The sequence below is a fragment of the Pseudenhygromyxa sp. WMMC2535 genome, from assembly GCF_011083025.2.
Genome location: NZ_JABJWV010000001.1, coordinates 8,687,343 through 8,714,050 on the forward strand (window position 1 = coordinate 8,687,343; position 26,708 = coordinate 8,714,050).

18 protein-coding genes are annotated in these 26,708 nt (G+C 67.1%); 10 read left to right on the forward strand and 8 right to left on the reverse strand.

Going from position 1 to position 26,708, the window contains the following annotated elements; translation table 11 throughout:
• Positions 1-107 precede the first annotated feature (107 nt).
• From G6O69_RS33575 to G6O69_RS33600, 5 genes are all read left to right on the forward strand, one after another.
• A complete protein-coding gene (locus tag G6O69_RS33575; RefSeq protein WP_172307555.1) occupies positions 108-341 on the forward strand; it encodes a hypothetical protein in 234 nt (77 codons plus the stop codon).
• Between the two features lie 147 nt (positions 342-488).
• Complete coding sequence (locus G6O69_RS33580) at positions 489-7,715, forward strand: RHS repeat-associated core domain-containing protein (RefSeq protein WP_176397245.1); 7,227 nt, start codon at positions 489-491, stop codon at positions 7,713-7,715.
• Positions 7,712-8,938 (forward strand): hypothetical protein, encoded by a 1,227-nt coding sequence (locus G6O69_RS33585; protein WP_172307557.1) that lies wholly within the window; start codon positions 7,712-7,714, stop codon positions 8,936-8,938. The genes G6O69_RS33580 and G6O69_RS33585 overlap by 4 nt, the downstream gene beginning before the upstream one ends.
• A gap of 336 nt (positions 8,939-9,274) precedes the next feature.
• On the forward strand, positions 9,275-10,480 hold the full coding sequence (locus G6O69_RS33595; RefSeq protein ID WP_172307558.1) for a hypothetical protein: 1,206 nt from the start codon (positions 9,275-9,277) through the stop codon (positions 10,478-10,480).
• A gap of 110 nt (positions 10,481-10,590) precedes the next feature.
• A complete protein-coding gene (locus G6O69_RS33600; RefSeq protein WP_172307559.1) occupies positions 10,591-10,968 on the forward strand; it encodes a hypothetical protein in 378 nt (125 codons plus the stop codon).
• Positions 10,969-11,583: 615 nt separating this feature from the next.
• On the opposite strand, the gene G6O69_RS33605 is transcribed toward G6O69_RS33600, so the two are convergent.
• Together G6O69_RS33605 and G6O69_RS33610 are read right to left on the reverse strand one after the other, a co-directional pair.
• On the reverse strand, positions 11,584-11,730 hold the full coding sequence (locus tag G6O69_RS33605; protein ID WP_172307560.1) for a hypothetical protein: 147 nt from the start codon (positions 11,728-11,730) through the stop codon (positions 11,584-11,586).
• Positions 11,731-11,868: 138 nt separating this feature from the next.
• Positions 11,869-13,449 carry a PAS domain-containing sensor histidine kinase gene (locus tag G6O69_RS33610; RefSeq protein WP_172307561.1) on the reverse strand — a complete coding sequence of 527 codons (1,581 nt, stop codon included), beginning with the start codon at positions 13,447-13,449 and terminating at the stop codon, positions 11,869-11,871.
• 128 nt (positions 13,450-13,577) lie between these two features.
• Between G6O69_RS33610 and G6O69_RS33615 the strand changes: the two genes are divergently transcribed.
• A complete protein-coding gene (locus G6O69_RS33615; protein WP_172307562.1) occupies positions 13,578-14,933 on the forward strand; it encodes an FAD-dependent monooxygenase in 1,356 nt (451 codons plus the stop codon).
• 221 nt (positions 14,934-15,154) lie between these two features.
• On the opposite strand, the gene G6O69_RS33620 is transcribed toward G6O69_RS33615, so the two are convergent.
• The 3 genes from G6O69_RS33620 to G6O69_RS33635 all read right to left on the reverse strand — a co-directional run bounded on the left by G6O69_RS33620 (position 15,155) and on the right by G6O69_RS33635 (position 18,374).
• Positions 15,155-15,778: an IS630 family transposase gene (locus tag G6O69_RS33620; protein WP_172304574.1), complete on the reverse strand. Its 624-nt coding sequence runs from the start codon at positions 15,776-15,778 to the stop codon at positions 15,155-15,157.
• Entirely contained in the window at positions 15,726-16,109 is a 384-nt protein-coding gene (locus G6O69_RS33625; RefSeq protein ID WP_172304573.1) for a helix-turn-helix domain-containing protein, read from the reverse strand. Before G6O69_RS33625 ends, G6O69_RS33620 begins: the two co-directional genes overlap by 53 nt.
• Before the next feature lie 114 nt (positions 16,110-16,223).
• On the reverse strand, positions 16,224-18,374 hold the full coding sequence (locus tag G6O69_RS33635) for a BRCT domain-containing protein (RefSeq protein ID WP_255215943.1): 2,151 nt from the start codon (positions 18,372-18,374) through the stop codon (positions 16,224-16,226).
• Positions 18,375-18,557: 183 nt separating this feature from the next.
• Between G6O69_RS33635 and G6O69_RS42525 the strand changes: the two genes are divergently transcribed.
• The 4 genes from G6O69_RS42525 (at position 18,558) to G6O69_RS33655 (ending at position 22,463) form a co-directional block, all read left to right on the forward strand.
• A complete protein-coding gene (locus tag G6O69_RS42525) occupies positions 18,558-19,229 on the forward strand; it encodes a pentapeptide repeat-containing protein (RefSeq protein WP_346017118.1) in 672 nt (223 codons plus the stop codon).
• Between the two features lie 326 nt (positions 19,230-19,555).
• The gene (locus G6O69_RS33645; protein ID WP_172307563.1) at positions 19,556-20,671 is read left to right on the forward strand and encodes an NAD-dependent epimerase/dehydratase family protein; all 1,116 of its coding nucleotides are present in this window, start codon (positions 19,556-19,558) and stop codon (positions 20,669-20,671) included.
• A gap of 5 nt (positions 20,672-20,676) precedes the next feature.
• On the forward strand, positions 20,677-21,810 hold the full coding sequence (locus G6O69_RS33650) for a Rieske 2Fe-2S domain-containing protein (RefSeq protein WP_172307564.1): 1,134 nt from the start codon (positions 20,677-20,679) through the stop codon (positions 21,808-21,810).
• Between the two features lie 104 nt (positions 21,811-21,914).
• Positions 21,915-22,463, forward strand: coding sequence for an MAPEG family protein (locus tag G6O69_RS33655; protein ID WP_172307565.1), 549 nt, complete (start codon positions 21,915-21,917; stop codon positions 22,461-22,463).
• Positions 22,464-22,491: 28 nt separating this feature from the next.
• Here G6O69_RS33655 and G6O69_RS33660 read toward each other — a convergent pair whose 3' ends face one another.
• From G6O69_RS33660 to G6O69_RS33670, 3 genes are all read right to left on the reverse strand, one after another.
• A complete protein-coding gene (locus G6O69_RS33660; protein WP_172307566.1) occupies positions 22,492-23,814 on the reverse strand; it encodes an MATE family efflux transporter in 1,323 nt (440 codons plus the stop codon).
• Between the two features lie 60 nt (positions 23,815-23,874).
• Positions 23,875-24,546 carry a lysoplasmalogenase gene (locus G6O69_RS33665; RefSeq protein ID WP_172307567.1) on the reverse strand — a complete coding sequence of 224 codons (672 nt, stop codon included), beginning with the start codon at positions 24,544-24,546 and terminating at the stop codon, positions 23,875-23,877.
• A gap of 110 nt (positions 24,547-24,656) precedes the next feature.
• On the reverse strand, positions 24,657-26,627 hold the full coding sequence (locus tag G6O69_RS33670) for an acetate/propionate family kinase (protein ID WP_172307568.1): 1,971 nt from the start codon (positions 26,625-26,627) through the stop codon (positions 24,657-24,659).
• Between the last annotated feature and the right edge of the window lie 81 nt (positions 26,628-26,708).

A 26,708-nucleotide genomic window follows, 5' to 3' on the forward strand; every position in this document is an offset into this window, starting at 1 on the left:
TGGGGACTCGATGTCGATCCCCCTTCCGGTCCTCTGGATCGGACACTAGCAAACCCGCTAGAAGACCATGCGCAACCATGCGCGTGGCGAGAAAGGACAATCGAAAAATGGAGTACCTACTCGTTCAAAACGAGTCGACGATCGTGTTGACCCCCTACCTCGACAGCAATGATCTCCTTCAGATCGGCCACACCAGCGGCAACCTCGTCGACAACGGCGACGCCCTCCAGGCCGAGGACCCCGGATCGAGCATCCGAATCAAGGGCACGAGGACGCCACGACAACTCGAGGGCATCGCGTCAGCATCCTGCGCGAGCACGAGTGCGAGCGCCACTCCATGACTAAGCTCTCAGATGATTTTAATTTTTCACAATTCACTCTCAATATTCATCTATTCACGACCACCTGTCCTCTGAGAGAGTGCATGCGTCGTTGCCATGGTAGAGCGTCGCAAACTTCACAACCTCTCGTCTGTATTCACGCTGTGCATGGCCGCATTCCTCGCGTCTTCACCGGCCAACGCAATATCAGGCACATATACAAACAGAATACTGGAACATTTGCCTGGCCTGCCCCTGGGCGCCGTGGCCCCCACGCGCACCCCCACCGCCCCCGTCGGCGCGCTCCAGGCTCACTTCGAGGTCAGCAAGGACGGCGCAGCCGTCTACCACCTCCCCCTGAGCCTCCCCCCGGCCACCGGCGCCCTCGTCCCCGAGCTCGCCCTGCGCTACGACAGCGCCGCCGGAGACGGCCCCCTGGGCGTCGGCTGGCGCCTCGTCGGCGAGTCCGCCATCGAGCGCTGCGCCCCCTCCCTGGCCGTGGACGGCCGCGTGGCCCCGGTCGACTTCAGCGACGACGACGCCCTGTGCCTCGACGGCGAGCGCCTGCTGCTCAGCGCGGGCCAGGCCTGGCAGCCCGGCGCCGAGTATCGACCCCGCCGCGACGACTTCTCCCGCGTCCGGATCCTCGACTCCAGCAAGTGCCCGGGCGCGCTGACCTTCGAGGTCCGCCGCCGCGACGGGCTGATCGACACCTACGGGTGCAGCGACGACGCCGTGCTCAGCTCGCACCTCGGCGTGCGCCGCTGGGCTCGCTCGAGCCGCGCCGACCGCTTTGGCAACACGATCCGCTACGAATACGCCTACGAGCACGAGACCCTCGACGACGGCTGGGCCCGCGTCGACCACCGGCTCGCGGCGATCCACTACGGCGCCCACGCCCAGGCTCCGGCGCTCCCGCCCACGCGCTCCATCGTCCTCGACTGGGCCCCGCGCCCGGATCCCCGCCGCGGCTACTTCGCGGGCCTGCCCACGCGCAGCAGCTACCGCCTGGCCGCGCTGCGCAGCCTCGTCGACGAGACCCTCGTGCGCCGCTGGCCGCTGGCCTACGCCGATGATCCCGATGCGCCCGATGATCCCGATCCCGCCAGCGTCACCGGGCGCTCGCGCCTGGTCTCCGTGGGCGAGTGCGCCGCCGACGGGGTCTGCCGGGCGCCCACCACCTTCGAGTGGATCCTCGGCGAGGACGGGGCCGACAACATGCCCGCCGAGGCCTGGTCCTTCGGCGGCGCCCCCTTCCCCAACGGCTTCGACCTCCAGACCTACGACCCCAGCTTGCTCGGCCAGGTCGTGCTCGACGGCGACGGCGACGGGCGCTCGGACCTGCTCGCCGCCAACGGCAACGGCGGGCTCCCGGCCTCCGAGGACCGCGGCTGGGAGTTTTGGCGGACCCAGCCCGAGGCCGTGACGGTGACCGGGAAGATCTGCAGCCTCAACGACGACTTCCCCGATCCCAGCGAGTGCCCCGAGGGCATCTATTCGCTGATCGAGGGCCCGCGCGCCGGGATCCTCTCGACCTCAAACCCGCAGTTCACCGGCCTCGACCAGCCCCTCTTCGCGATCGACTACGACGCCGACGGCAGCGACGAGGCGATCGCCCCGCTCGGCGGCAGCGCGATGCTCTTTGCGATCACTGAATTCGCGATCGTCGAGCCCGGCCTCGAGGGCGTTGTCGAGCAGCACATCGACGTCGGCGAATTGCAAAAACCAGCCTACACCTACGCCGCCGCCGACTTCACCGGGGACGGCCTGAGCGACATCCTCTACTGCTGGGGCGGCGAGCTCGAGATCGACGATCAGAGCACCTGGGTGGGGACCTGGCAGCTGCTCGTCAACGAGCCCGGCTTCGGCTTCGACGTGGCCGCGCGCGTCGACACCCAAGTCGGCTGCTCGGCCCGCGACGCCCTGCTGATCCTGGATCACGACGGCGACGGCGTGGCTTCACTGCTGGTCATCCCGCGCTGGTCCGCGCAGGCCCAGGACTATCTGCCGGTGACCAAATGGGGCAACTACAAGGCCCTGCGCCCCGCCCCGACCTGGGACAGCGCCGCGCTCGTCGACACCGGCCTGCCCCCCGACGTCGCCCAGCGCTGGCGGCCCTCGCTGACCAACGGCACCCTCAACGTCCCCGACGCGGGCGCGCCCTCCCACGGCCCCAACCTGGGCATCGATCGCGTGCTCGACGTCCAGGGCGACGGGCTCCCGGATCTGGTCCGCTATCAGCTCCAGTCCGGCGACGACGTGGACGAGAGCTCGAGCATCGCCGCCGCGGTGCTGCCCGCGGATCCCCCCTCGCAGGAGCTCGGCGGCCTGCGGCTTTGGATCAACCAGGGCGGCCGCTTCGTCGACGGCGGCTGGCTGACCACCGGCGAGGCCGGCGACGCGCTCTTTCGTGAATTCGTGAGCAGCGCGGTCCTGGATCTCCAGGGCGACGGCGTCGCGGATCTGATGATCCCCGACAGCGCCACCGGGACCTGGCAGCAGTGGCGTCCGCTGGGCGACGGCACCCTCGTCAACGCCCCGCTCGTCGACGCGCCCGCCTGGCAGACAAACGCGAGCGTCCCGACCCGGGCCCTGGCGGCCATGGACGTCGACGGCGACGGGCTCCACGACCCGGTGTACTGGAGCTACGAGCTCGGCGGCGTCTGGGACATCTGGCGCCGCCGCGGCGAGCAGCCCGACCGCGTGGCGAGGATCCGCGACGGCCTCGGCCAGGTCATCGAGCTCGAGTACGCCGCGATCACCGACTACGAGCGCCCCGAGCTCTACGAGGACGGCCCGCAAGCGACCTGCGCGTGGCCCTTTGATTGCGGCCGCGCGCCCGTGGTCGTCGTCGCCCGCCACCGCCTCGACGCCGGCCTGGGCGCGAGCCTCGACGATGGCGCGCGGGAGTTCGAGCATCGCTACGCCGGCCTGCGCCGCGATCGCCTCGCGCGGCGCAGCCTCGGCTTTCACCGCCACGACCAGACCGAGTTCGTGTGGCGCGACGGCCAGCGCGTCGCCCTGGCCAAGCGCAGCGAGTACACCGGCAACCTCGACTACGACCCCGAGCTCGCCGCCGCGCCCACGGCCGGGCTGACCACCATGATCTTCGAGCAGCGCCGCGACCCCGAGGACGGGCGCGTGCGCGTGAGCCTGGCCACCATCGTCCACGACGTGCTGCACACCGGCCCGGGCCGCTACCACGCCGCCGACAGCCAGAGCGTCGCGCGGACCTGGGAGCTGTGGGACTGCGCGGGCTTTTGCGAGCTCGGCGAGGTCCAGGACCACGACCCGCTGACCTCCCAGGTCAGCACCGTGTTCACCCGCGACGCCCTCGCCCACCCCACCCACGAGCGCATGAGTACGGCCGTCGAGGACGGCCCCAGCCTCGTGCTCGATCGTCGGCGCGTGGTCGAGCACGACCTCGAGCGCTGGCTGCTCGATCAGGTCGTCGACGAGCGCCTCGCGGGGATCCACGACAGCCAGGTGATCGAGCGGCGCTGGGTCCATGGCTACGCCGCCGAGACCGGCGCGCTGCTCAGCGAGCTGCGCGAGCCCGAGCCCGAAGACAGCGCGCTCTTCTTGCACACCACCTACGAGTACGACGCCTTCGGCAACCGCGTGGCCGTGACCAGCTACGACGCCGACGCGCAGGCCCGCGGGGGCACGATCGCCTACGACGAGCGCGGGCTCTTCCCCGTGAAGATCCAAGACGCCCTCGGCCACGTCAGCACCCTGGCCTGGCACGAGGACCTTGGCGTCCCCCACACCCTGGTGACGATCGACGGCCAGCGCCAGGTCTTCGACTACGACGGCTTTGGCCGGCTGACCGGCGCGCGCACCTTCTCGCAGTGGTTCGCCCGCGGAGACGACCTCAGCATCCACTACCTCCCGGCCCTCGACCCCGCGGCCGGCGGGTTGCAGATCCTCGCCAAGGTCAGCGGCCACGGCGAGCTGACCCGCGCCTTCGATCGCCTGGGCCGCGAGACCGAAGCGCGCTGGCTGGGCGCCGACGGTGAACCGCGCCGGCAGTGGCAGCGCTGGGACGGCGAGGGCCAGCTCGTCGAGCGCAGCCTCGCCCACCGCCTCGACGGCCCCGAGCTCGGCAGCGAGCGCTGGCGCCACGACGCCTTTGGTCGGGTCATCGAGCACACCCTCGCCGAGGGCAGCGTCGAGCGTTGGAACCACGCCGGCCTCGCGGTCGAGCACGTCGGCTTCGAAGGTCGGCGCAGGCAGATCCGCCGCGACGGCGCCGGTCGAGTCGTCGAGACGATCAGCGCCCCGGGGACCGCCGACGAAGAGCGCCTGTGCCTCGACTACGCCCACTTCTCGTGGCTCGTCGCCGCCCGGCCCAGCTGCGTCGAGGACGACCCGAGCGGCGAGAGCACGAACACCGAGGCCACCGCCGGCGAGGCCCCGGCGCTGGTCAAGCGCTACACCTACGACCGCCTCGGCCGCCTCGTCTCGAGCCACGACCCCGCCGAGGGCCTGCGCGACTACGCCTACGACGCCTGGGGCGGATTGATCGCCGCCCTCGACGGCGAGGACCAGCTCGTGACCTACGCCTACGACGCCCTCGGCCGCCAGATCCGGCGCAGCGATGACGAGGGCGACAGCTGGTGGAGCTGGGACGCGCAGCTCCCCGGCCACCTGAGCAGCACCAAGACTCCCGGCGGCGTCGCGGATCTCTACGACTACGACAGCTTCGGCCGCCTGCGCCGGATCGAGCAGTGGATCGACGACGACGCCCTCGCGCTCGAGATCGACTACGACGCCTACAGCCGCCCGAGCGCGCTGCGCTACCCCGAGCACCCCAACCTGCCGCAGATCCGCGTCGAGAACCGCTACGCCGCCGACGGCAGCCTGAGCGCCGTGCACCTCGGCGACGACCCCGAGGCCCTGTGGTCGATCACCGAAGCGGACGAAGCTGGGCGGATCACCGAGGAGCGCTTCGCCAACGGCCTGGTCAGCGCCCGCGAGTGGGACCCGGCCCTCGGCCAGCTGATCGGCCTGCGGACCTTCGACCCAAACGCCAACACCGACACGGATCCGCTCCAGAACCTGCGCTACGGCTGGAGCCCAAACCAGACCCTGGCCTGGCGCGAGGACCTGCGCGTCGGCCAGCGCGAGGACTTCGACTACGACGGCCTGCTGCGCCTGGCTCACCTCGAGATCAGCGGCCCCGACGATCACCACCACGAGCGCTGGTTCGCCTACGACCCGCTCGGCAACCTCGTCCACGCCAGCGACGTCGGCGACTACGACTACGACGCCCGCGGCCTGCTGACCTGGGCCGGGGATCAGAGCCTGAGCTGGGATCAAAAGGGCAGCCTGATCCACACCAAGAACGCCGACCAGGAGCGCTGGCTGGCCTACACCAGCTTCGCCAAGCCCGCCAAGATCGCCGCCAGCACCGGCGAGACGCTGCGCTTCGAATACGACGCCGACCAGCGCAGGGTCCTGCGCGTCGACGAGCTCCAAAATGTCCAGCTGCGCAGCTTCGCAAACATCTACGAGCGCGAGCGCGACCTCGACCAGGGCCGCGAGCGCCACCGCTACCTGATCCACGGCCGCGGCCGCGTCGTCGCCCAGATCGAGCACGAGCTCGACAGCCAGCAGATACTCTCCGCCCGCACCCGCTACCTCCACGACGATCACCAGGGCTCCACCGACATCGTCACCGACGAGCAGGGCGAACTCGTCCAGCGCCTGTCCTTCGATGCCTGGGGCCGCGACCGCGACCCCGACGACTGGAGCGCGCCCGAAGAATTCTCGGTCCTCGCCGCCGTCGCCCGCGGCTACACCGGCCACCAGTCCCGCGCCGACCTCGGCCTCGTCGACATGGGCGGGCGCCTCTACGACCCCCAGCTCGGCCGCATGACCTCGGCGGATCCGCTGATCGTCGACGCCTACACCGCCCAGGGCTGGAACCGCTTCGCCTACGTCCAAAACGATCCGCTCTCGCAGATCGACCCCAGCGGCTTCGCCCCCGAACCCAGCGGCGGCGACGACAGCGAGGGCTCCGGCGGCACCACCGTCACCGCCTCGGAGATCCGCGCCAACCCCTTTGGCGGCTTCGAGATGACCCTCACCGTCACCGCCCAGCGCGAGGGCAGCAGCGCCGGCACCAGCACCGACCTCGGTCCATCCAACGACGCCCGCGCCCAGGCCCCCTCCCCCTCGAGCAACACCAGCACCCCCACCGAGATCGGCCTCGGCCTCTTCGACGGCCTCGCCAACACCGGCAGCGCCGTCGTCGGCGGGGGCGTCATCGCCTTCCTCCCGCCCACCATCCCCTTCGTCGTCGCCGCCTACTGGGCCACCAACGGCAACCCCTCCGCCGCCGCCCGCGAGGCCATCGGCCGCATGCTCGGCAGCGAGACCCTCGCCGCCACCCCAGACTCCCTCACCTACGAGGGCACCCGCTTCTCCACCGAGCTGATCTCTGCCGGCCTCGCCGGCCTCGCCGAGACCGCCGGTCAGGGCGTCCGCGCCGGCCTCGGCCGCACCCTCAGCGCCTGCCGCGGAAACTGCGTCCGCGCCGGCCTCGAGGGCATCGCCGCGATCGGCTGCTTCGTCCCCGGCACCCGCGTCCGCACCCCCGAGGGATCCGCCACCATCGAGACCCTCGCCCCCGGGGATCAGGTCCTCGCCGGCGTGTGGATCGACGGCGAGCTGCGCCTGGTTCCTCGCGTGATCGAAGCGATCTCGGTTCGCGAGATCTCCGAGATCATCGAGCTGCGCTACCTCACTGAAACCGGCGAGCGCGCCACCCTCGAGCTGACGCCCGATCACCCGCTCTTTGCGCCTGAATACCAGGCCTACCTCCAGGCGGCCGCGCTCGCCCTGGGAGACCAGCTTTTGCTCGAAGACGGCCAGCTCGCCGTGGTCGAGGGGATCGCGCGACGCGAAGGTGAATTCGAGGTCTTCAACCTCTCCGTCGAGGACGCGCACAACTACTTCGCCGCGCCGGTTGGTGATGGGCCGGCGGTCTTGGTGCACAATGGCGTATGCTCCGACCTCGCCGCGCGGCTTTCTGCGAACTATCGATTGGGGCGGGCCTTCGAGCAGGCGGTCTTGAAGCAGCTCGGCGTCGCAAAAAACACGACAAAGGTCAGCGGAACGGCGCTCAATGGGCGTGTGGGGAACACCGTCCCTGATATACTCGGCGCCGAAGTCGGCGAGATCAAGAATCGGATGGTCGTGAGCAATACGCGTCAAATGCAGATTCAGGCGGACGTGGCCGAGCAACTGGGCGTTCCCTTCAACGTCTATATATCCCCCCGAACCAAACACGTCACAAAACCGTTAAAAAGGGCAATCAAGAAAATGGAAGGAAAGCTCACTCGAGTGGATCCTACAAAAAACACGACCACAGAGATACCACTACAATGATTGCAGGAACATTTATCCAGGTATTCTCTTCGCTGAGCATTTCCGACCCAACTTGGTCAGAAACTCTTTTCTCACCTCTCCTGAACACTAAACCATCACTCCGACCTGACAAAATCAACAACTACGAGCCCATCCGCAAACGTTTTCGTTCACCAAGCGATGCAGCAAAAATATGGCAGGGCAGTATTTACTGGACAAAAAAACGGCCAAAGAGCTCAGGATCCATAGACATTGTCAAGCCTGGACTGCCTCTGCCTCGTCACGACACACTGGATATCAACATCATCGAGGATGAGCTTTTCTCTGAAGAACAGTTCATCTCAGTATTCGAGCAATGGTCCGAGTCATGCAAAGCAGACATTGGATACCTGCACACTCTCACAGAGCCCGACCTCGAGCAAGGCTGGGCCTATCGTGAAGTCTCCGTGGAAGATCAGCGCATCCCCAGCTATGGAATGTACTGGACCACTCATGAACTCCGTCGATACATCCCCAACATACACTGGATGATGGTATTCGGCCCCCCCTACATTGAACTATTCGGGGAAAGCCGGCTCCTTTCCGCCCCAGCGTATCGCACGTGGAAATCCTCCGATGCCCGCATCCATATCCAGCTAACAAAATCCTTACATGATCTAAAAGAGAACTACGCGCATGTATCATCTATCCGAGAACAGGTTAAGAGCCACTTAGGGCATGAAGCCTTCTACAAGCCATGGCGCGCAACCTTTCATGCTCCGACCTTTCACTTCCCTGAGCGAGATATAACAATAAAACCTCGGACAGACCCAATCATTCTCCTCTCCGTTCTCAAAGACAAGCTCTGCCGCGACGCAAGGGAAGCCATCACCTCGGGTGGCTTTCGCCACCCTCTTGTCAGCATTATGGATATCCAAGAGCGATATCGAACGTGCATGTCTCCCTATATTTCTCTCGAGAATGACACAGATGAAGAAATTTTCCTCACCATGGAAAGGCTTCTCATCACGTCCGCGCTCACCCAACTCGCCGGTGGCATCGCTCGCCCCTGCCATCACCAAACACCGCACGGTGACCAGCCCGCCGTCGAGCTCCACCTCGAGCACGAGACCGGATACTGCGAGCACTTGCTCCTCCCATACGACGAGCCCTTCACAGGCTTCGACCAGCCTGTCCAGCTCCCTCCAAAGCCCTATGTTTACCAAGTGCGAGTGCCTCCATTTCCCATCACCGACAGCACCTAAATCGCCCTCATCGAGACCTTTGCCCTAGCGACCTCATCGTCGCAAGAATACGACAAAGGTCCGCGGAACGGCGCTCAACGGGCGTGCGGGGAACACCATCCCTGATATAATGGGCGCCGAAGTCGGCGAGATCAAGAACCGGATGGTCGTGAGCAATACGCGTCAAATGCAGATTCAGGCGAACGTAGCCAAGCAGCTAGGGGTTCCCTTCAACGTCTATGTATCTCCCCGAACAAAACATATAACTCAATCCGTCAAGCGTGCAATAGAGCGAACAGAAGGCTTTCTTCTTCGCATTGACCCTCAAGCTGGATCTCAGATGGAGATTCCACTCAAGTGAACGCTGGAATTTTCATACAAGTCCTCTCCCCCTTAGACCTCAGCAATTCAAAATGGGCAGAGCGACTATTCCTTCCACTCCTAAACTCAACACCTTCATTCAAACCCAAGAAGATTAACAATTTCGAGCCTCTTCGCAAGCGTTTCAGCTCCATTGAGGACGTCTCAGAGATTTGGAACAACCCAATACTCTGGAAATCAATGTCCCCCCGAAGCTCCGGCCAGGTAGACATGGACGGAGCTTCGGGCCCTAAACCAATTCACGACGGAATCATCTTACATATAGAAGATTACAGGAGCATACCCCAAGAGGCAGTAGAGTCAATATTTTGTCCCTGGTCATTATCCTGCCAGGCTGACATCGGATACATTCAACTTCTCACGGAGCCGGATCTTGAACCTGGCAGGGCCTGCCGAGAAGTCTTCACCGTAGACCAACGCATTCCAAGCTATGGAATGTACTGGACGACACACACCCTGAGGAAATACCTCCCCAACATTCACTGGGGCATGGTCTTCGGAAGCCCGTATATAGATTTATTTGGACGAGAAAAACTGCTCAGCGCGCCAGCTCACCGTGTCTGGGAAACTCCCAGCGGCCAAATATTTCTCCAGCTCACCAGCTCACTCTTTGATCTCGAGCACGACTACGAGCACGTGCACAAAACTCGAGAGCGTGTCAAAGAGCACCTCGGCGCGGATGCGTTCTACAAGCCCAGGCGCTCCACATATCATGCACCACGATTCGAGATTCAGCATCGTGAAGTTGCCCCAGCCATCGACCCTCAGCGAGCACTCGAGGCGCTGAAGTCCAACCTGCAAGACCGGGTCAGCGCCGCGCTGACAGCAGGCAAACTTCACTGGCCACTCGCAGCGCGGATGGACAAGCGAGAGCGTCTCGTCAATCACGAACTACAACAAGCCATACTCCTCACCAAGACTGAGGAAGACATCGTCACGGATATAGAGCGTACTTTCAAAATTGAGGCACTGACAGTCTCAATCGCAGGCGGCATTGCCCGACCAACGAGTCACAGTGTAGGTGGCCGCACCGTTTCGGCCATTCAGATGCACCTCGAACACGAAAGCGGCTACTCCCAAAACCTCCTGTTCACCTACAATCAACCTTTTGATGGGTTCAAAGACTGCATCTCCCTCGAGCCTCAGCCCTATATCTATGAGCGACATGCACGAAAGATCTGAATAGACAAGTAGTTCAGAACTTTCTTCCGCCCACCATCCCCTTCGTCGTCGCCGCCTACTGGGCCACCAACGGCAACCCCTCCGCCGCCGCCCGCGAAGCCATCGGCCGCATGCTCGGCAGCGAGACCCTCGCCGCCACCCCAGACTCCCTCACCTACGAGGGCACCCGCTTCTCCACCGAGCTGATCTCCGCCGGCCTCGCCGGCCTCGCCGAGACCGCCAGCCAGAGCGTCCGCGCCGGCCTCGGCCGCACCCTCAGCGGCTGCCGCGGAAACTGCGTCCGCGCCGGCCTCGAGGGCATCGCCGCGATCGGCTGCTTCGTCCCCGGCACCCGCGTCCGCACGCCCGAAGGCGCCGCCACCATCGAGACACGATCACAGAGATACCACTACAATGATTGCAGGAACATTTATCCAGGTATTCTCTTCGCTGAGCATTTCCGACCCAACTTGGTCAGAAACTCTTTTCTCACCTCTCCTGAACACTGAACCATCACTCCGACCTGACAAAATCAACAACTACGAGCCCATCCGCAAACGTTTTCGTTCACCAAGCGATGCAGCAAAAATATGGCAGGGCAGTATTTACTGGACAAAAAAACGGCCAAAGAGCTCAGGATCCATAGACATTGTCAAGCCTGGACTACCTCTGCCTCGTCACGACACACTGGATATCAACATCATCGAGGATGAGCTTTTCTCTGACGAACAGTTCATCTCAGTGTTCGAGCAATGGTCCAAGTCATACAAAGCAGACATTGGATACCTGCACACTCTCACAGAGCCCGACCTCGAGCAGGGCTGGGCCTATCGTGAAGTATCCGTGGAAGATCAGCGCATCCCCAGCCATGGAATGTACTGGACCACTCATGAACTCCGTCGATACATCCCCAACATACACTGGATGATGGTATTCGGCCCCCCTTACATTGAACTATTCGGGGAGAGCCGGATCCTTTCTGCCCCAGCCTATCGCACATGGAAGACCTCCGACGGCCGCATCTATATCCAGCTAACCCAATCCCTGCACGATTTAAAAAATAATTACGCGCATGTATCATATATCCGAGAGCAGGTTAAGAGCCACTTAGGGCATGAAGCCTTCTACAAGCCATGGCGCGCAACCTCATCACGTCCGCGCTCACCCAACTCGCCGGTGGCATCGCTCGCCCCTGCCATCACCAGACACCGCACGGTGACCAGCCCGCCGTCGAACTCCACCTCGAGCACGAGACCGGATACTGCGAGCACCTGCTCCTCCCATACGACGAGCCCTTCACAGGCTTCGGCCAGCCTGTCCAGCTCCCTCCAAAGCCCTATGTCTACCAAGTGCGAGTGCCTCCATCTCCCATCACTGACAGCACCTAAATCGCCCCCAGCGAGACACCCTCAAGGCGCCCGCCCAACACGCCCCCGCGCCTCCCCCATCTCCCCTTCATCCTCCAACACCTCCTCAATCGCCCCCAACAATTCCCCAACCCGAAAGGGCTTCGCCAACACCCCAACCCCAGCCTCGACGAGCTCCGGCGCCACCGCGCGCACGTCGTGCCCGCTGATCACCACCAACTTCACCCGCGGGTTCTCGGCCCGCAGTCGCGCGCACAGCTCTCGCCCATGCATCCGCGGCATGATCAGATCCGCCAGGACCAGCGCCACGCGCTCGCGATGGTCTCGATAGCGCTCGAGCCCCTCCACCCCGTCTGCGGCGAGCAACACGTCGTAGCCGTGCAGCTCGAGCATGCGCTTGCAGACCGCGCGCACGCGCTCGTCGTCATCTACGACGAGCACGCACAGCCGAGCGTGCACGCCGCTCTCGCCCGCGCCCGTGTCCTGCCGCCCCGGCCGGCGCACGTCGCTGCGCGCGTCGACCGGCAAGAGCAGCTCGAAGGTGGTCCCGCGGCCGAGCGCGCTCTGTACTCGAATGGCCCCACCCTGGGCGCGGACGATCCCCTGGACCACCGACAGGCCGAGCCCGCGGCCGGTGACCTTGCTGGTGAAGAAGGGCTCGAAGATGCGCGCGCGGGTGGACTCGTCCATGCCCTTGCCGGAGTCCTCGACCTCGAGGCGCACGTAGTCGGCCGCGCTCAGGGCTCCGGGCACGAGGTCGAAGCGCTCCGCGAGGACCTCGCGTGGCTCGGTGGCCAGGCCAGCGCGCAAGACGATGGTCCCGGCCCGCTCGCCGATGGCCTCGGAGGCGTTGGTGACCAGGTTCATGACGACCTGGCGCAGCTGAGTGGGGTCGCCGAACACGGGGGCCAGGCCGGGCTCGAACTGGTAGCTGATCGCGTGGGCCTTGGAGATCGAGACCTCGAGCAGCTGGACCATCTCGACGATCAGCGTGGGCAGCTCGACTCGCCGCGCCTCGTTGCCGCCCTTGCCCGAGTAGGCGAGCAGCTGCTGGCAGAGGTCGGCGCACTGGTTGGCGGCGGCCTTGATGCGCAGTAGATCTCCGCGCACGGCGTGCTCTGGGCCGAGCTCGAGCATGGCCAGATCGGCGCTCCCGAGCACGCTGACCAGCAAATTGTTGAAGTCGTGGGCGATTCCGCTGGCGAGCATGCCGAGGCTCTCGAGGCGCTGGGCTTGCTGCACGCGGATCTCGAGCTCGTGGCGCTCGCGCTCGACCTGGCGGCGCTCGGTGATGTCGCGGACCACTCCGTTGAGCAAGATGGTGTCGCCGCGGCGCTCGCTGACGACTCGATCGCGAACCCAGCGGATCCCGCCGTCGGGGAGGAGCACCCTGTACTCGAGCTCCTCGGCCATGCTCTCGCCGCTGAGCAGACGATCGGCCGAGGCCTGCGCAGCCGGGAGGTCGTCGGGGTGGACGGTGCTCGACCAGCGTGAGGCGTCCTCGATGTAGAAGGAGGGCGGCCGACCCGTGATCTCTTTGACCGCCGGCGAGTAGTAGCGGTAGTGGAAGCCCGCGGGGCTGACCTCGCCGCTCCACAGATAGTCGGAGATCGACGCGAGCACTCGCGCGAGGTCGGCGGGATTGGCACCGAGTACCTCCGCTAAAGCCTCATCCTCCTTTTTGCTCACTCACATCATCTTGCCAAATAAAGCGACCTGACCGCGAGGCTTCCGATCTAGATTCTCACGACATGAACGAGGATCACTTCGATGTCATCGTCGTGGGAGGTCGCCCAGCCGGGGCCAGCCTCGCAGCTCGCGTCGCAGCCGCAGGTCTGCGCGTACTCGTCCTCGATAAGTCCAGTTTCCCGAGTCGACCCGCAGTATCCGCGCCCTTTGTCCTTCCGCACGCCCTCGCGCTGCTCGACGAGCTCGGCGTCGACGAGGAAGTGTACGCCGCCGAGACGCCGCGCCTGGACCGCTTCGTCCTCGAATTTGGCGACTATTTCCGCTCTCCGCTGCGTTTCTTCGAAGCTCTCGCAGGCCGCGCCTACTTCTACGCCATCGACCGGGCGCGCCTCGATGGCTGCCTGTGGCGTAACCTGGAACGCTTCGAATCCGTGCGTGCCATCGAGGGCGCAAAGGTCGAGGGCATCCTGCGCGATGATGCAGGACGCGTGACCGGCGTGTGCGCCCGGATACCTGGCGTACAGGAGTTGCAGTATTTCTACGGTGACTGCGTCGTCGGGGCAGATGGTCGTAATAGTCTCGTTGCACGCGAGGTTGGTGCGCTTGTCACCGAATCTCGCACCGACGTGGACACCACGCTCTATTACGCACATTGGGAGGGCGTGCGTGGTCTGGGGAGCGACGGCGCGTGCGCACCTTCGGCAGTGATCCATAGTTCACTCGACGGCTTCAGCTTCGTGTTCATGCCCTCGGCCGCGGGCCAGACCATGGTCACGGCCCAAGGTCGCGCGGACTTCTACGCGAAGCACCTCGCAGACAGCGAGAACCCCGAGGCGGCCTACCTGGCGCTGCTGCGCGCCCGCCCGCGGCTGTGGGCCCGCCTGTCCGAGGCCAAGCAGGTCAGCTCGCTTTCGGGCATCAAGCCGTTCGCCAACCTCTTTCGCCAGGCCACGGGTCCGGGGTGGGCGCTGGTCGGTGACGCCTTTCACCAAAAAGACTCGATCGATGCCCAGGGGATCTACGACGCGCTGCTGGCAGCCAAGCTCCTGGCTGGTGCGCTGATCTCGGCCCACGCTGGCGAGCGCAGGCTGGACGATGCGCTCGAGGGCTACGCCAAGGCCGCCCACGCCAAGCTGCGCCCGATGTTCGAGGTGACCACGGGCCGCCTCGAGCGCGAGATCTATCAGAGCCCGCCGCCGCTGATCGCCAAGACCGTGATGCGCTGGCTGCTGACCAACGAGGACTACGGCCGGCGCTACGCCGACTTCCTGACCCGCCGCGTCGATCCCCTCAACGCCTTCCCGCCGCCGCTGATGCTGCGCTGTGTGGCCACGGGCGCGCTCGCTCGGGTCCGCGCGATGCTGCGCCGCGGGACGGATCCGAGCGATCCCCTGCCCCTCGATGTGCTCCGCAGCTGAGCGCGAGCTCCGGCCGCGGGGCTCGGCTCTCGAAGCAATTGCCTAGTGTGCGCGGCAGAGGACTTGAAGGGTCCCAGGCTTGGAGCACCGGCCGCTGACTTCGTTGCTCGTCAGTCATTTGTGCCCGACAAACTCCCTCCTCGCGCCTCGTCAGCAACCGGCGGTCCGGCGCCTGGGACCCTTCAAGTCCTCTGCCGCGCACACTAGTGTACGGATCAGAATCACGGAAGGCGATATCCGCAGTACTTGAGCCAGCCGAGTGCGTCCGAGGCTCGGATCCGACGCAGGGACCTACGCATCGCCTTCTTGAGCTCGCTGACGGTCGTGGGCATCGCTCGGCGTATCCAAGCTTTGACCTTCGCCCAAGCGGCCTCGATCGGGTTGAAGTCGGGACTGTACCGGGGCAAGCGGACGACCTTCGCACCCGTCTCGAGCACCGCAGCCACGACCTCTGCATTCTTGTGCATGTTGATGTTATCCCAGCAAACGATGTCGCCCGGCTCGAGCGTGGGTGCCAGGCGCTGTCGGACGAAGCGCAGAAAGTCAGCGGTCTTGACCCCGCCATCGGTCGTCATCAAGGCGCTGATGCCGTCGACGCGCAAGGCCGCGATCATCGAGACGTGGCGACCGCGGGAATAGGGCTCGTGCGGTCCGTAGAGCGGCTCGCCGCGTGGGGACCAGCCCCGGCGCGGACCAATCCCTGGATGCGTGCCCGATTCGTCCACGAAGACGAGACGTCCGATGTCGAGTCGCCGCTGTCGCAACCGAAACTGGGCGCGCTCCTCGGCGACGTCAGCTCGGTCCCGCTGGGGAGCGTAGGGAGTTTTTTTTGAAGCTGAGGCCAAGTTGGTGAAGCGCCCGGAGGATCGTCGAGCGATGGACCCGGTTCTTGGGAAATCGTCGATTGAAGCGCGCCGAGAGGTGGTAGGAGCCGAGGTAGGGGTCCTTCTCCATCTCGCCACGAATCCACAGGAGGTGGCGCTCCTTCAACTTGGGCGTCCGGCCAGGTGGACTCTTCGGCACCAAGCTCTCGCCTTGGCGCAGCTTCCGCGAGATGCGTTCGACGGTGGTGACCGAGACGGAGAAGCGCTCGGCGATGAGGGGCTGACTTTCTTCGCCAGCTTCGATGGCTTCGGCGATCCGGGCGCGGAGGTCGACGGAGATTGGCGTCGTCACCCGGCCAGTAGATCACCATCGGGACTCGATGTCGATCCCCCTTCCGATCCTCTGGATCGTACACTAGCTTCGCGCTCGGGCCCGAACTTCGGGCCCGAACTTCGAGCCCGATCCTCAGGCTCGGATCGCGGCGATGAACTCGTCTTCGCTGATCACCGTGACATCCAGGGACTTGGCCTTGGCGAGCTTCGAGCCCGCCTTGGCCCCGGCGATCAAGAAGTCGGTCTTCTTGCTGACGCCGCTCATGACCTCGGCCCCGAGCGACGCGAGCTTCTCGCTGATCTCGGCCCGCGACATGTTCTGCATGGTCCCGGTGACGACGACCTTCTTGCCCGCGAAGCGGCCCGAGGCGTCGGCCGCGGGCGTGGGCTTGGTCTTGGCGGGCGCCTCGGCGGCGGCGGCCTCGGGCGAGGCGGCGATCAGCGCGAGCAGCTCGTCCTCGCCGTAGATCTCGATGCCCAGCTGCTCGGCCTTGGCGAGCTTCGAGCCCGCGCGGTCCCCCGCGAACAAGATGTCGGTCTGCTTGCCGACGCTGCCGGCGATCTTGGCTCCCAGGGCCTCGAGCTTGGCCGAGGCGTCGGCGCGATCGAGGCGAGAGAAGCGGCCGGTGATGCACACCTTCTTGCCGACGACGTCGACGCTGGCTGCGACCGCCTTCGTCGCCCCCACGCTGGGCAGCTGGAAGGGGACGATCTTTGCGGCGCGCTCCTCGCTGACGATCGCGAGGTTGTCGGCGGGGCGCTCCAGAGCCGCGACGAGGGTGTCGATCTCGACGCCGAGCACCCCCCAGTGCAGGGCCAGGTAGAGCGTGCCCGCGTGCATGGCCATTCCATAGCCGCTCGTGACGCTCGCCCCGGGCGGGGGGTTGTCGAACACGAACACCCGGATGGGCTCGCCTTCGACGATGCGCAGGAGCTGGCCGGCGATGGTCAACAGCCAGTACACACCGCACTGCTCGAAGCCGGCCACGACCCCGGGGAGGGTCTCGAGGCCGTCGATCGCATAGCTGCGATCGTCATTGGCGGGGATGTAGCGCGAGCCCTCGAGCGAGCCCACGAGCACGCCGCCCTGGAACTCGACGACGCCGACCACCCCCTGGATGTTCTGGCGCGACTGAAACACCTCGAGCTTGCCGCCGGCTTCGTGGCGCGTGACTCCCTTTTGACCCGCGGACCAGCGAAGACCGTCGCTACCCACGAGCACCTGGCGGATCTTGCTGTCGGCCAGGCCCTTGCTCACGGTCTCGACGACCTCGCCCTCGCGCAGCAGGCTGACGCCGCCACCCGAGCCCAGAAACCACCCGCCGTCGGCGGTCCGAGCCATGGCGGAGACGTCGTTGCGGACCAGGCCCGACTTCTTGTCCCAGCGCCCGGCGACCTCGCCCTCGCGGAATTCGACCAGCCCCTTGGCCCCGCCGATCCACAGCGCGCCCTCGGCCGAGGTCATGCAGCTCAGGCTGTGCTCCTTCAAGCCGAGGTCGACCCGCTCCGGCTTGGCGTCGTCGCCCAGCCGCAGCGGGCCCTTGGCCTTGCTGGCGTCGATCACGTAGACGGCGTCGTCGTGCACGCATATGCCGTGCACGTAGTTGTCCATGCCGCTCGCGGGTCCGACTTTCTTCCAGCCGGCGTCGCTGTGATGCCGGACGCCATGCTTGCCGGAGATCGCAACGCTGGCCGGGATCAGCCGGACCTCCGCGCGCACCGGGGCCAGCTGCCGCGCCCGCTCGGCGTCGTCGAGGCGCCTCGCCCCGCCCCAGGCCGCCGAGTCGAAGGCGCCGATCTCGCTGATGTCGGGGGCGAGCGCCTTGGGCACGAGCACCAGGGCCTCGACCGTGGTGTCGCGGCCGCCGGCGTAGGGGCCATCCGGGCCGCGATCTTCGAATTCGAGCTCGACGATGATCAGCGGAGATGTCGAGTCCGTGACGGAGAAGCCCATGCTCCACAGCTCGCTCTCGCCGCTCGCCGCCTTCCCCTTCTTGCCCGACTTCTCGACGAAGTGCTGGGCCATGGCGCTCTTGCCATACTGGGCTCCGGCCGCGAGCGAGGCCTCGGCGATCAGCCGCAAGAACAGCTCCTCGCTCGTGTCACAGTAGGCGTCGGGGTGACAGGTCGACGCATGGATCCGCAGCTCGATCCACGTCCCGCCCTTGGCCAGCTTCTCGAGCGCGCACTCCTCGTCGCGGCCGCGGGCCAGGTAGCGCCGCAGCGCCGTCTCGGCGTCGAACTCCGCGTAGTCGCTCAGGCTGACGTTCATCATCTCGCTCATGCTCCCTATCTACCAGAATCGAAGATTGGTATCACTGGGCATATGGGCGATTCGTCGACGAAGGCAGCGTTGATTCGGTCATTCCTGGATCGTGCGCGATGGGTTTCGCTGAAAAAATGGCTAGGCGACGACGAGACCCCCGATGCCGACACGCTCTTCGCCTTTCTCAGGCTCCATCGCAGCGTGCAGCGGGCCGACGCCGAGGCCCTGCTCGCGGCCTTCGACGAGCACCCGCTGTCTGGCCCGTGGCCAGCACCCGAAGGTGAGTGCACCAAAGATCAGGACGAGCAGCGGGCGGGCGTCATCGACAGCGCGCTGACCTGGCGCATGGCCGCGAATAACGACGTCCCCCCAAACCTCGACGATCGCCTGCGTGCCCACGCCAAGTACCTCGCGGGCCTCCACGCCCGCAGCGGCGGGCCACCTGGCCAGGCCAGCTGGGTGCTGCTCGAGGTCTCGGGCATCCCCATGGCCTTGCTGCAAGCGCCCAAGGTCGACCAGGGCGAGGCGCTCGCCCTTCAGCTCGCCAACCTCGCTGGCTGCGACCTCTCGGGCCGCGTGCTCAGCTGGGTCGGGCTCGTCGGGCTCTACGCCCCGGGCCTCGACTGCTCGGCGGCGGTGCTCTACGGCGCGGCGCTGACCGACGCCCAGCTCGAGGGCGCCTGCTTTCGCGGCGCCGATCTACGCGAGGCCGACCTCTCGCGCGCGCGCCTGGTCGACGCCTGCTTTGCCGGGGCCGACCTGCGCGACGCCGACTTCGAACGCGCCGACCTCAGCGGGGCCGACTTCAGCGGCGCCGACCTGCGCGGGGCCAGCTTCCTCGACGCGATCCAGCCGCCGTCGCAGCCCAACTGAGCGCCACCTGGCACGCCGACGTCACGCCGCCTTCGAGCACGGGACGATCCCCTGGCGCGAGTCCAGCGCCGCGACCTCGCACCGCCACCAAAGGCGTCCACGTGACCCTGTACGCCGAGCAAGCGCCCTTGGTCCGCGCCTTCACGAGTGCGTCCTGTGAGGTGAAAGTCGGCGCCGAAATCAGCGCAAAAATCGCGCGTGAGAGCCGACACTGCGCCTGGGGCTCGCCGTGCTGCACCCCACTTCGCTCCCTCCCACGCCCATGCTAGCCAGGCGTTGCCTGCGCTGAGCCACGCCCGCGAGCCCGCCAGCCAACGAGCCGATCGATGAGCGAGACCGACGAGACCGAGACGATCAACGCCCCCGCCGGTATCCCCACCGGCAAGGTGCTCGTCACCGGTGGCAGCGGCCACCTGGGCAACAACCTCGTTCACCTGCTGCTCGAGGACGGCCACGACGTCCGCGTGCTCGTCCAGCCCGGCGCCGACAACCGCGGCCTCGACGGACTCGAGGTCGAGCGCGTCGAGGGTGACCTGCGTGATCCGGCTTCGCTGCGCCGCGCCGTCGATGGCGTGACCCGGGTCTTTCACGCCGCCGCGATGATCTGCACGGCCAGCGCCACGCCGGCCGAGCAGCACAAGCTCTACGCGATCAACGTGCTCGGCACCCGCGACCTGCTGCGTGCCTCGCTCGAGGCCGGCGTCGCTCGCTTCGTGCTCACGGGATCGTTCTCGGCCACGGGCTTCGACCTCGACGATCCCAGCAAGCCCAGCGCGCCCACCCAGCCGTTTTTCCCCTTCGCCCACGCGATGCCCTACGCCCACACCAAGGCCCTGGCCGAGCACGAGCTGCTCAAGGCCTGCGCCGAGGGCCTCGACGCGGTCATCGCCACCTCCTGCGGCTGCATCGGGGCGTGGGACTACCTGCCCTCGCGCATGGGCGGGACCTTGTGCGACTACGTCGAGGGTCGGCTGCGCGTCTACGTGGACGGCGGCTTCACCTGGGTCCGCGCCCAGGACGTCGCGCGCGGGCACCTGCTCGCCATGGAGCGCGGGCGCAAGGGTCAGAAGTATCTGTTCGCCACGCAGTTCATGACCCTGGCCCAGCTCTTCGAGACCGCCGCCGAGCTCACCGGCGTCGAGCACGGGCTCGTCGAGCTCCCCCTCGACCTCGTCGGCAAGGTCGCCGCGCTCTACTCGGGCACCCTCGCCCACCTGTTCCCCAAGGCCTCTCAGCGCCTGACCCCGGGCTCGATCGCCGTGCTGCGCATGCGCAGGCGCGTCGACATCTCTCGAGCCCAGCGCGAGCTCGGCTTCGAGCCCACCAGCTTGCGCACCGCCATCCACGAGGCCCTCGACTTCTACGCGCGCCAGGGAATGCTGTCCCGGGCGCCCCTGACCCAGGTGCCCCGCACCGACCTCGCCGGCTCTGCCGCTCAGTGATCGCCATGTCCACAAACATCCAGATCCCCAGCTTCACCGAGGCCAAGAACCGGCGCCAAAAAGTCCGCGCCGCCGGCATGAACCCCAACTACTGGTACCCCGTGGGTTACGTCGGCGACGTCGGCGTCGGCGAGGTCACCCAGGTCGTGTTTTGGGGCAAGCGCTTCGCCCTGTTCCGGGGCAACGACGGCCAGCTGCGCGCCATCGAGGACCGCTGCGCCCACCGCCAGCTCGAGCTCAGCAAGGGCGAGGTCCACGGCTGCCAGGTCGTCTGCCCCTACCACGGCTGGACCTTCGACGGTGAGGGCAAGCTCGTCGACGTCCCCCACGAGCTGTTCGAGAAGCCGCTGCCCAAGCTGCGCCTGCCCGACTACGCCGTGCGCGAGCGCTACGGGCTGATCTGGCTGTTCCCCGGCGAGCGCGAGCGCGCCGACCAAGTTGCGATGCCCGAGATCCCCGAGATCGAGGGGGCCAACGCGTGGGCCTGCGTCCCGGTGGACTTCACCTGGAAGGCCCACCACTCGATGATCATCGACAACGTCTCGGACTTCACCCACGCCTACCTGCACCGCAAGTACGAGCCCTTCAAGAACCCCAAGCTGACCAAGGTCGAGGTCGACGACGAGGCCTCCAAGGTGTTCGTGGAGTACGACACCGAGGTCGGCGCCGGGAAGCTCTACAGCCACTTCATCCCCCGCGAGGACGCCGACACCGGCCACATGCGCCTGTGCTACGAGTACCCGCACCAGTGGTCGAACACCGACAACTGGATCAAGCACTGGTGCCTGGTCCTGCCGATCGACGAGCGGACCACCCGGGCCTTCTTCTTGTTCTATTACAAGCAGCTCAAGATCCCGATGCTGCCCGTGGCCATCCCCCGCTGGTTGATGACCCCGATCCTCACCGTCGCCAACCGCATCCTCATGCGGCCGCTGCTCGAGGAGGACGGCGAGGCCGTCGAGGCCGAGCAGGAGGGCTACGAGCGCCACTTCGACGCGCCGATCGCCGAGCTCAACCCCGCCGTGCACGAGTTCCAGCGCCTGACCATCGCCAAGTGGGAGGAGTACCTGGCCGAGCGCGAGCGTCAGCCCAACGCCCGGCGCCTGCCGGTCATGCCCAGCGCGCCGCGCCAGGCCTGATCCCCGCTCGCCCCAGACAAGAAGCCCGCGCCACCTCGGCGTGGGCTCTTTTGTATCTCGTGTATGAGCTTGTCGCGCGTCCTCCGCTCTGAGAATGTGGCGACATGGTCGAGTTCTCCGACAAACAAAGTGGCGTCCTTCGGGGCATGCTCCCGGCCGCGCTCACGGGCCTCGGCGTCGTGGTCCTGGGCGTGCTCCTCAACCCCTTCGGCTTCCCCGAGCACGCCGACGCCCCGCTGCGTCTGCGCCTGCTCGGCCAGGCCTGCCTGGTGCCCGCGTTCTTCCTCGCCGTGGCGATCGGGCGCGTGGGCAACCACCGCTTCCTCAACGCCGAGGACATCGACGGCGGCGGGCTCACCAAAGGCAGCGCGCGCGTGCTGCTGCTCCAGTCGCTGCTGCAAAACACCCTCGAGCAGGCGGGCATGGCCGCGGCGGTCTACGTGGGCTGGTCACTGCTGGCCCCCGGCGACTGGCTGTCCGTCGTGCCTCTGGCCACGCTGTGCTTCGCCGTGGGGCGGCTGCTCTTCTTTGCGGGCTACGCCAAGGGGGCGCCCGCGCGCGCGTTTGGGTTCGCGCTGACCAACTATCCGACGGTGATGATGATGTTCACGCTGATCGGCTACTCGGCTTGGCGCATGTTCTCGCCGGGGTGAGCAAGTCGCCATATTCAGATCGCCGCATTCAGATCGACCGCTCGAGCCGCGGATACCACAGCGCCTGGGCCACCCCGCGCGCCCCCAGGAACACGAGCACGGCCCCCCACAGCCCCTTCAACTGCCAGGCCTCGGTCATCGGTCCGAGCGCGATCAGGTAGACCACGAAGGCCACCGCCATGGTCCCAGCCATGGCCGATCCCGCCGTCGCGCCGACGTAGACCCCATCGAAGAGGTAGCACCACACCGCGACGATCGGCAATGCGATGATCAGCGGGAGCAGCTCCCCAAACTCGGCGCGCACGGCCTCGAGATCCGTCAGCGCTGCGGTGATCGCCGCGCCACCCAGCCAGAAGATCAGCGCGTAGGCCAGGGCGACCAGCGCGGACCACAGCGCCGTCAGCTTCACCCAGCGGCGGAATTCTTCGCGCGCGCCTCGGCCCCAGGCGCCACCCGCGAGGGCTTCGGCGGCGTGGGCGAGGCCGTCGAGGCCCAGGGATACGAGCATCATGTACTGCGAGGCGACGTGGCTGGCAGCCATCGGCGCCTCGCCCAGGCCGCCGGCGCTGCGCATGACCTGCGCCAGGGCGGTCATCAGCAAGATCGTGCGCACGAACAAAAAGCCGTTGAGCGCGGCGAGCTTGCGAAAGCCAGCCAGCGCCCAGGTCGCGCGCTCGCGCAGGGCTCGCGCCAGGTCTTCGAGTCCGTAGATCCGCAACAGCAGGCCCACGCCGATGGTGGCGGTGATCCCCTGGGCGATCAGCGTGCCCCAGGCGACCCCGGCCACGCCCATGCCGCGGCCCACGACGAAGTAGAGGTTCAGCGCGGCGTTGCTGAGGTTCAAGATCAGCTGGAGCGCGAGGATCGCCCGGGTGCGCTCGAGGCCAAAGAGCACCCCCGTGATCGCGTAGCCCAGCAAGGTGAAAGGCGCCGACCAGATGCACACGCGCAGGTATTCGGCGGTGAGCGCTGCGACCTCCTCGGGCGGGGCCATGATCCGCAGCGAGAGGCGGATCAGCACGCTCTGGGCGGCTAGCAAGAGCAGCCCGAGGCCGAGGCCGAGAGCGGCGGCGCGGACAATCGTGGCCAGCTCGACCTCGCGCTCGCCTCGTCCGCGGGCCTGGGCGATCAACCCCGTGGTGCCCATGCGCAAGAAGCCAAAGGCCCACAGCAGGTAGTTGAAGATCACGCCGCCGAGGCCGACGGCCGCCAGGCTGTGGGCCGCGGGCAGGTGGCCGACCGCCCAGGTGTCGACGAGGCCCACGAGCGGCCCCGAGGAATTGGCGAGGATCGCAGGGCCGGCGATCTTCCAGATGCGCAGGTTGGCGCTGCGAGCCTCGGGCTTGGCCATGCGAGGCGGGTGTACCCGATCTCGTCGCGCCTGACCCGTCTGCCCTGTCCGCGGCGAGCGTCAGCCCGCGCGTGGCTCGTCGCGGCTCAGGCCGAGGGCGATGCCCGCCTGGCCCAAGTAGTAGGAGATCCAGACCACCGGCCCCGCCCACGGCAACACGTGGGCGAACATCCGCAGGGCGAGGATCGTGTCCGAGGCCACGAAGAGCAGCGCGCCGATCCACGCGAGCTTGGGCGAGCGGGCGATCAACGCCAGGCAGGCCATGACGATGATCACGGCGTTGTAGACGCTCGCGGCGACGCGCAGCTCGCCAAAGTGGGGCTGCAAGAGGATCAGCATGACCACGCCGAACACCGCGAGCGCGACGGCGGCGATGGCCCCAGCGTTGCCTCCCCTGCCCTCGCGTCGCCACACACCGATGAAGAGCGCGACGTAGACGAGGTGGCCGAGGCCGAAGCTGGCGATGCCCGCGGCGACCTGCGAAGGCTGCAAGGCCAAGAACACGTCGCCGGCGGCGCCCAGAGCCAGGCCCGCGGCCAGCAGCCAGCGCCGATGCAACCCAGCGTAGACCGCGAGCAGCACGATGCCCGCGGCCTTGATGACGACGTCGATCGGATAGGGCGCCTCGACGCCCAGGCCATCGATCAAGTAGGCGGCGCCAAAGACCGCCGAGGCGATCAGCAGCGCGCGGCCCAGGGGGTGCTCGGTCGTCGGCGTGCCGGCCTCGTCCACGGTGCGCGAGCTTATCAGCTCCCGACCTCGCGGGGTCTCGAGACTGAGGCACCGATGGCCAAAGACCTGTCGGGCGCATCCAGGCCACGGCGCCCGCGTGCAGCCGCGGCTCAGACCTTGCGGCTGGCCACGACCTTGCGCCGCGTCAGCAAGGCCGCGCCGCCCGTGGGCACGAGCATGCCCTCGGCGTGCGGGCTCAGGTCCGCGGCGTTGGCCTCGTCGGTGTCGATGTGCATCTCGAGCGCGTACTTGGGCGAGACCCGGACCATCACGTCGCCAAACACCAGCTCGCGGCCCTCGGTGGTGTGGCTGACGGCGACCTCGACGACGTCGCGGTCCTCCACGCCGTAGCGGGCGGCGTCCTCGGGGCGCATGTGGATGTGCCGCCAGGCGCAGATCACCCCCTCGCGCAGGGACAGGCTGCCCGCCGGGCCGCGCAAGGTGATGCCCGGGCTGTTGGCGACGTCCCCAGAGGCGCGGACCGGGGCGTCGATGCCGAGGTGAAATTCGTCGGTCCGGCTGATCTCCACCTGGCTGCGCGAGCGCACCGGGCCGAGCACGCGCACGTGCTCGATATTCCGCTTGGGGCCGATCAGATCCACGGTCTCCTCGCAGGCGAACTGGCCGGGCTGCGACAGCGGGTTGCGGGGGGTCAAGTGATGACCGCTGCCAAAGAGCTGCTCGACGGCCTCCTGGGTCAGGTGGACGTGGCGGGCCGAGATCGCGATGGGGATCGGCTTGGCGCCGGCTTCGGCCTCGCCGTCGAGGCTCGCGTCGGCGCTCGTCGCTTCGAGCCCAGCGTCAACGGTGGCGACGGCTGGCTTGCGACCCACGCCGACCTTGTCGCGGTCGGCGAGGATCGCCGCGGCCTCGCGGGCGAGCTCGAGCTGCTCGTCGGTGGCGACGACCAGGAGCGCCACGCGGCTGTGCGCGGTCGCAATCTCGGCGACCTTGGGCGGGCAGCCGGGGCCGAGCTTCTCGCTGACCTCGGCGTCGCGGTTCTTGTCTTCGTCCAAGCGCGCGCCCAGGAACTCGAGGCGCTGGCAGGCCCGGTGGCGGATCAACGCGCTGTTTTGGCCGATGCCCCCGGTGAACACGATCGCGTCCACGCCCCCCATGACCGCGGCGTAGGCCCCGATGTACTTACGCAGGCGGTGAGCGAAGACGTGCAGCGCCAGGCGGCAGGCCTCGTCACCCTCGCCGGCCCGCGCTTCGATGTCGCGCATGTCGTTGCCCACGCCCGAGAGCCCCGCGAGGCCGCTGCGCGCGTTGAGCAGCTCGTCGAGGCCGTCGACGTCGAACTCGCCGCTGCGCAGCAGGTGGAGCAGCGCCCCGGGGTCGATGTCGCCGCTGCGCGTGCCCATGGCCAGGCCCTCGAGCGGGGTCATGCCCATGCTTGTCTCGACGCTGCGCCCGTACTCGACGGCGGCCACAGAGCAGCCGTTGCCGAGGTGGCAGGTGATCAGCCGCAGGTCGCGGAGGTCCTCGCCGAGGTGCTTGGCCGCGGCCGCGGCCACGTGGGCGTGGCTGGGGCCGTGGAAGCCGTAGCGGCGCACGCCGTGGCGCTCGGCGACCTCGCCGGGGATGGCGTAGCTGCGCGCGCGCCGGGGCAGGGTCTGGTGAAAGGCGGTGTCGAACACGGCCACGTGGGTCAGGCCCGGGAGCAGCGCCCGGGCGGCGCGGATGCCCCCGAGGTTGGCGGGGTTGTGCAAGGGCGCGAGGGGGATCAGCGCCTCGATCGCGGCCTCGAGTTCGGCGTCGACGCGGCGCGGCTCGGCGAAGTGATCGCCGCCGTGGACGACCCGGTGCGCGACGCCGTCGAGGTGCAGCTCGGCCGCGTTCAGCCGCGCGTGCAGGCCAGGCAGCGCCAGCGCCAGCGCCCCGGCGTGATCATCGGCGGCGAGGGTCTCGCCCTCGCTCGGCTCCCCCGCGGCGAAGCCCCCCTTCCAGTGCAGCGTCGACACGCCGTCGCCGTCGCCGAGACGCTCGACGACGAAGCCGCCGTGGCGCCGGCCTTCTTCGGTCCCGATGACCTCGGCCTTGATGGAGGAGCTGCCGCAATTGACCACGAGCACGAGCATGGCGGCGCGGTTGTAGCACGCCGCCGTGCTCGCGAAACGGCCGTCACCAGGCGCAGCCGAGCGGCGTCATCGCGGCGCGGC

What these genes read in the sequence shown, in the direction of transcription:
- G6O69_RS33575 (WP_172307555.1), top strand. Translation starts at nt 108, where the DNA reads ATGGAGTACCTACTCGTTCAAAACGAGTCGACGATCGTGTTGACCCCC.
- G6O69_RS33580 (WP_176397245.1), top strand. Translation starts at nt 489, where the DNA reads ATGGCCGCATTCCTCGCGTCTTCACCGGCCAACGCAATATCAGGCACA.
- G6O69_RS33585 (WP_172307557.1), top strand. Translation starts at nt 7,712, where the DNA reads ATGATTGCAGGAACATTTATCCAGGTATTCTCTTCGCTGAGCATTTCC.
- G6O69_RS33600 (WP_172307559.1), top strand. Translation starts at nt 10,591, where the DNA reads ATGCTCGGCAGCGAGACCCTCGCCGCCACCCCAGACTCCCTCACCTAC.
- G6O69_RS33615 (WP_172307562.1), top strand. Translation starts at nt 13,578, where the DNA reads ATGAACGAGGATCACTTCGATGTCATCGTCGTGGGAGGTCGCCCAGCC.
- G6O69_RS33635 (WP_255215943.1), bottom strand. Translation starts at nt 18,374, where the DNA reads ATGAGCGAGATGATGAACGTCAGCCTGAGCGACTACGCGGAGTTCGAC.
- G6O69_RS33645 (WP_172307563.1), top strand. Translation starts at nt 19,556, where the DNA reads ATGAGCGAGACCGACGAGACCGAGACGATCAACGCCCCCGCCGGTATC.
- G6O69_RS33650 (WP_172307564.1), top strand. Translation starts at nt 20,677, where the DNA reads ATGTCCACAAACATCCAGATCCCCAGCTTCACCGAGGCCAAGAACCGG.
- G6O69_RS33655 (WP_172307565.1), top strand. Translation starts at nt 21,915, where the DNA reads ATGGTCGAGTTCTCCGACAAACAAAGTGGCGTCCTTCGGGGCATGCTC.
- G6O69_RS33660 (WP_172307566.1), bottom strand. Translation starts at nt 23,814, where the DNA reads ATGGCCAAGCCCGAGGCTCGCAGCGCCAACCTGCGCATCTGGAAGATC.
- G6O69_RS33670 (WP_172307568.1), bottom strand. Translation starts at nt 26,627, where the DNA reads ATGCTCGTGCTCGTGGTCAATTGCGGCAGCTCCTCCATCAAGGCCGAG.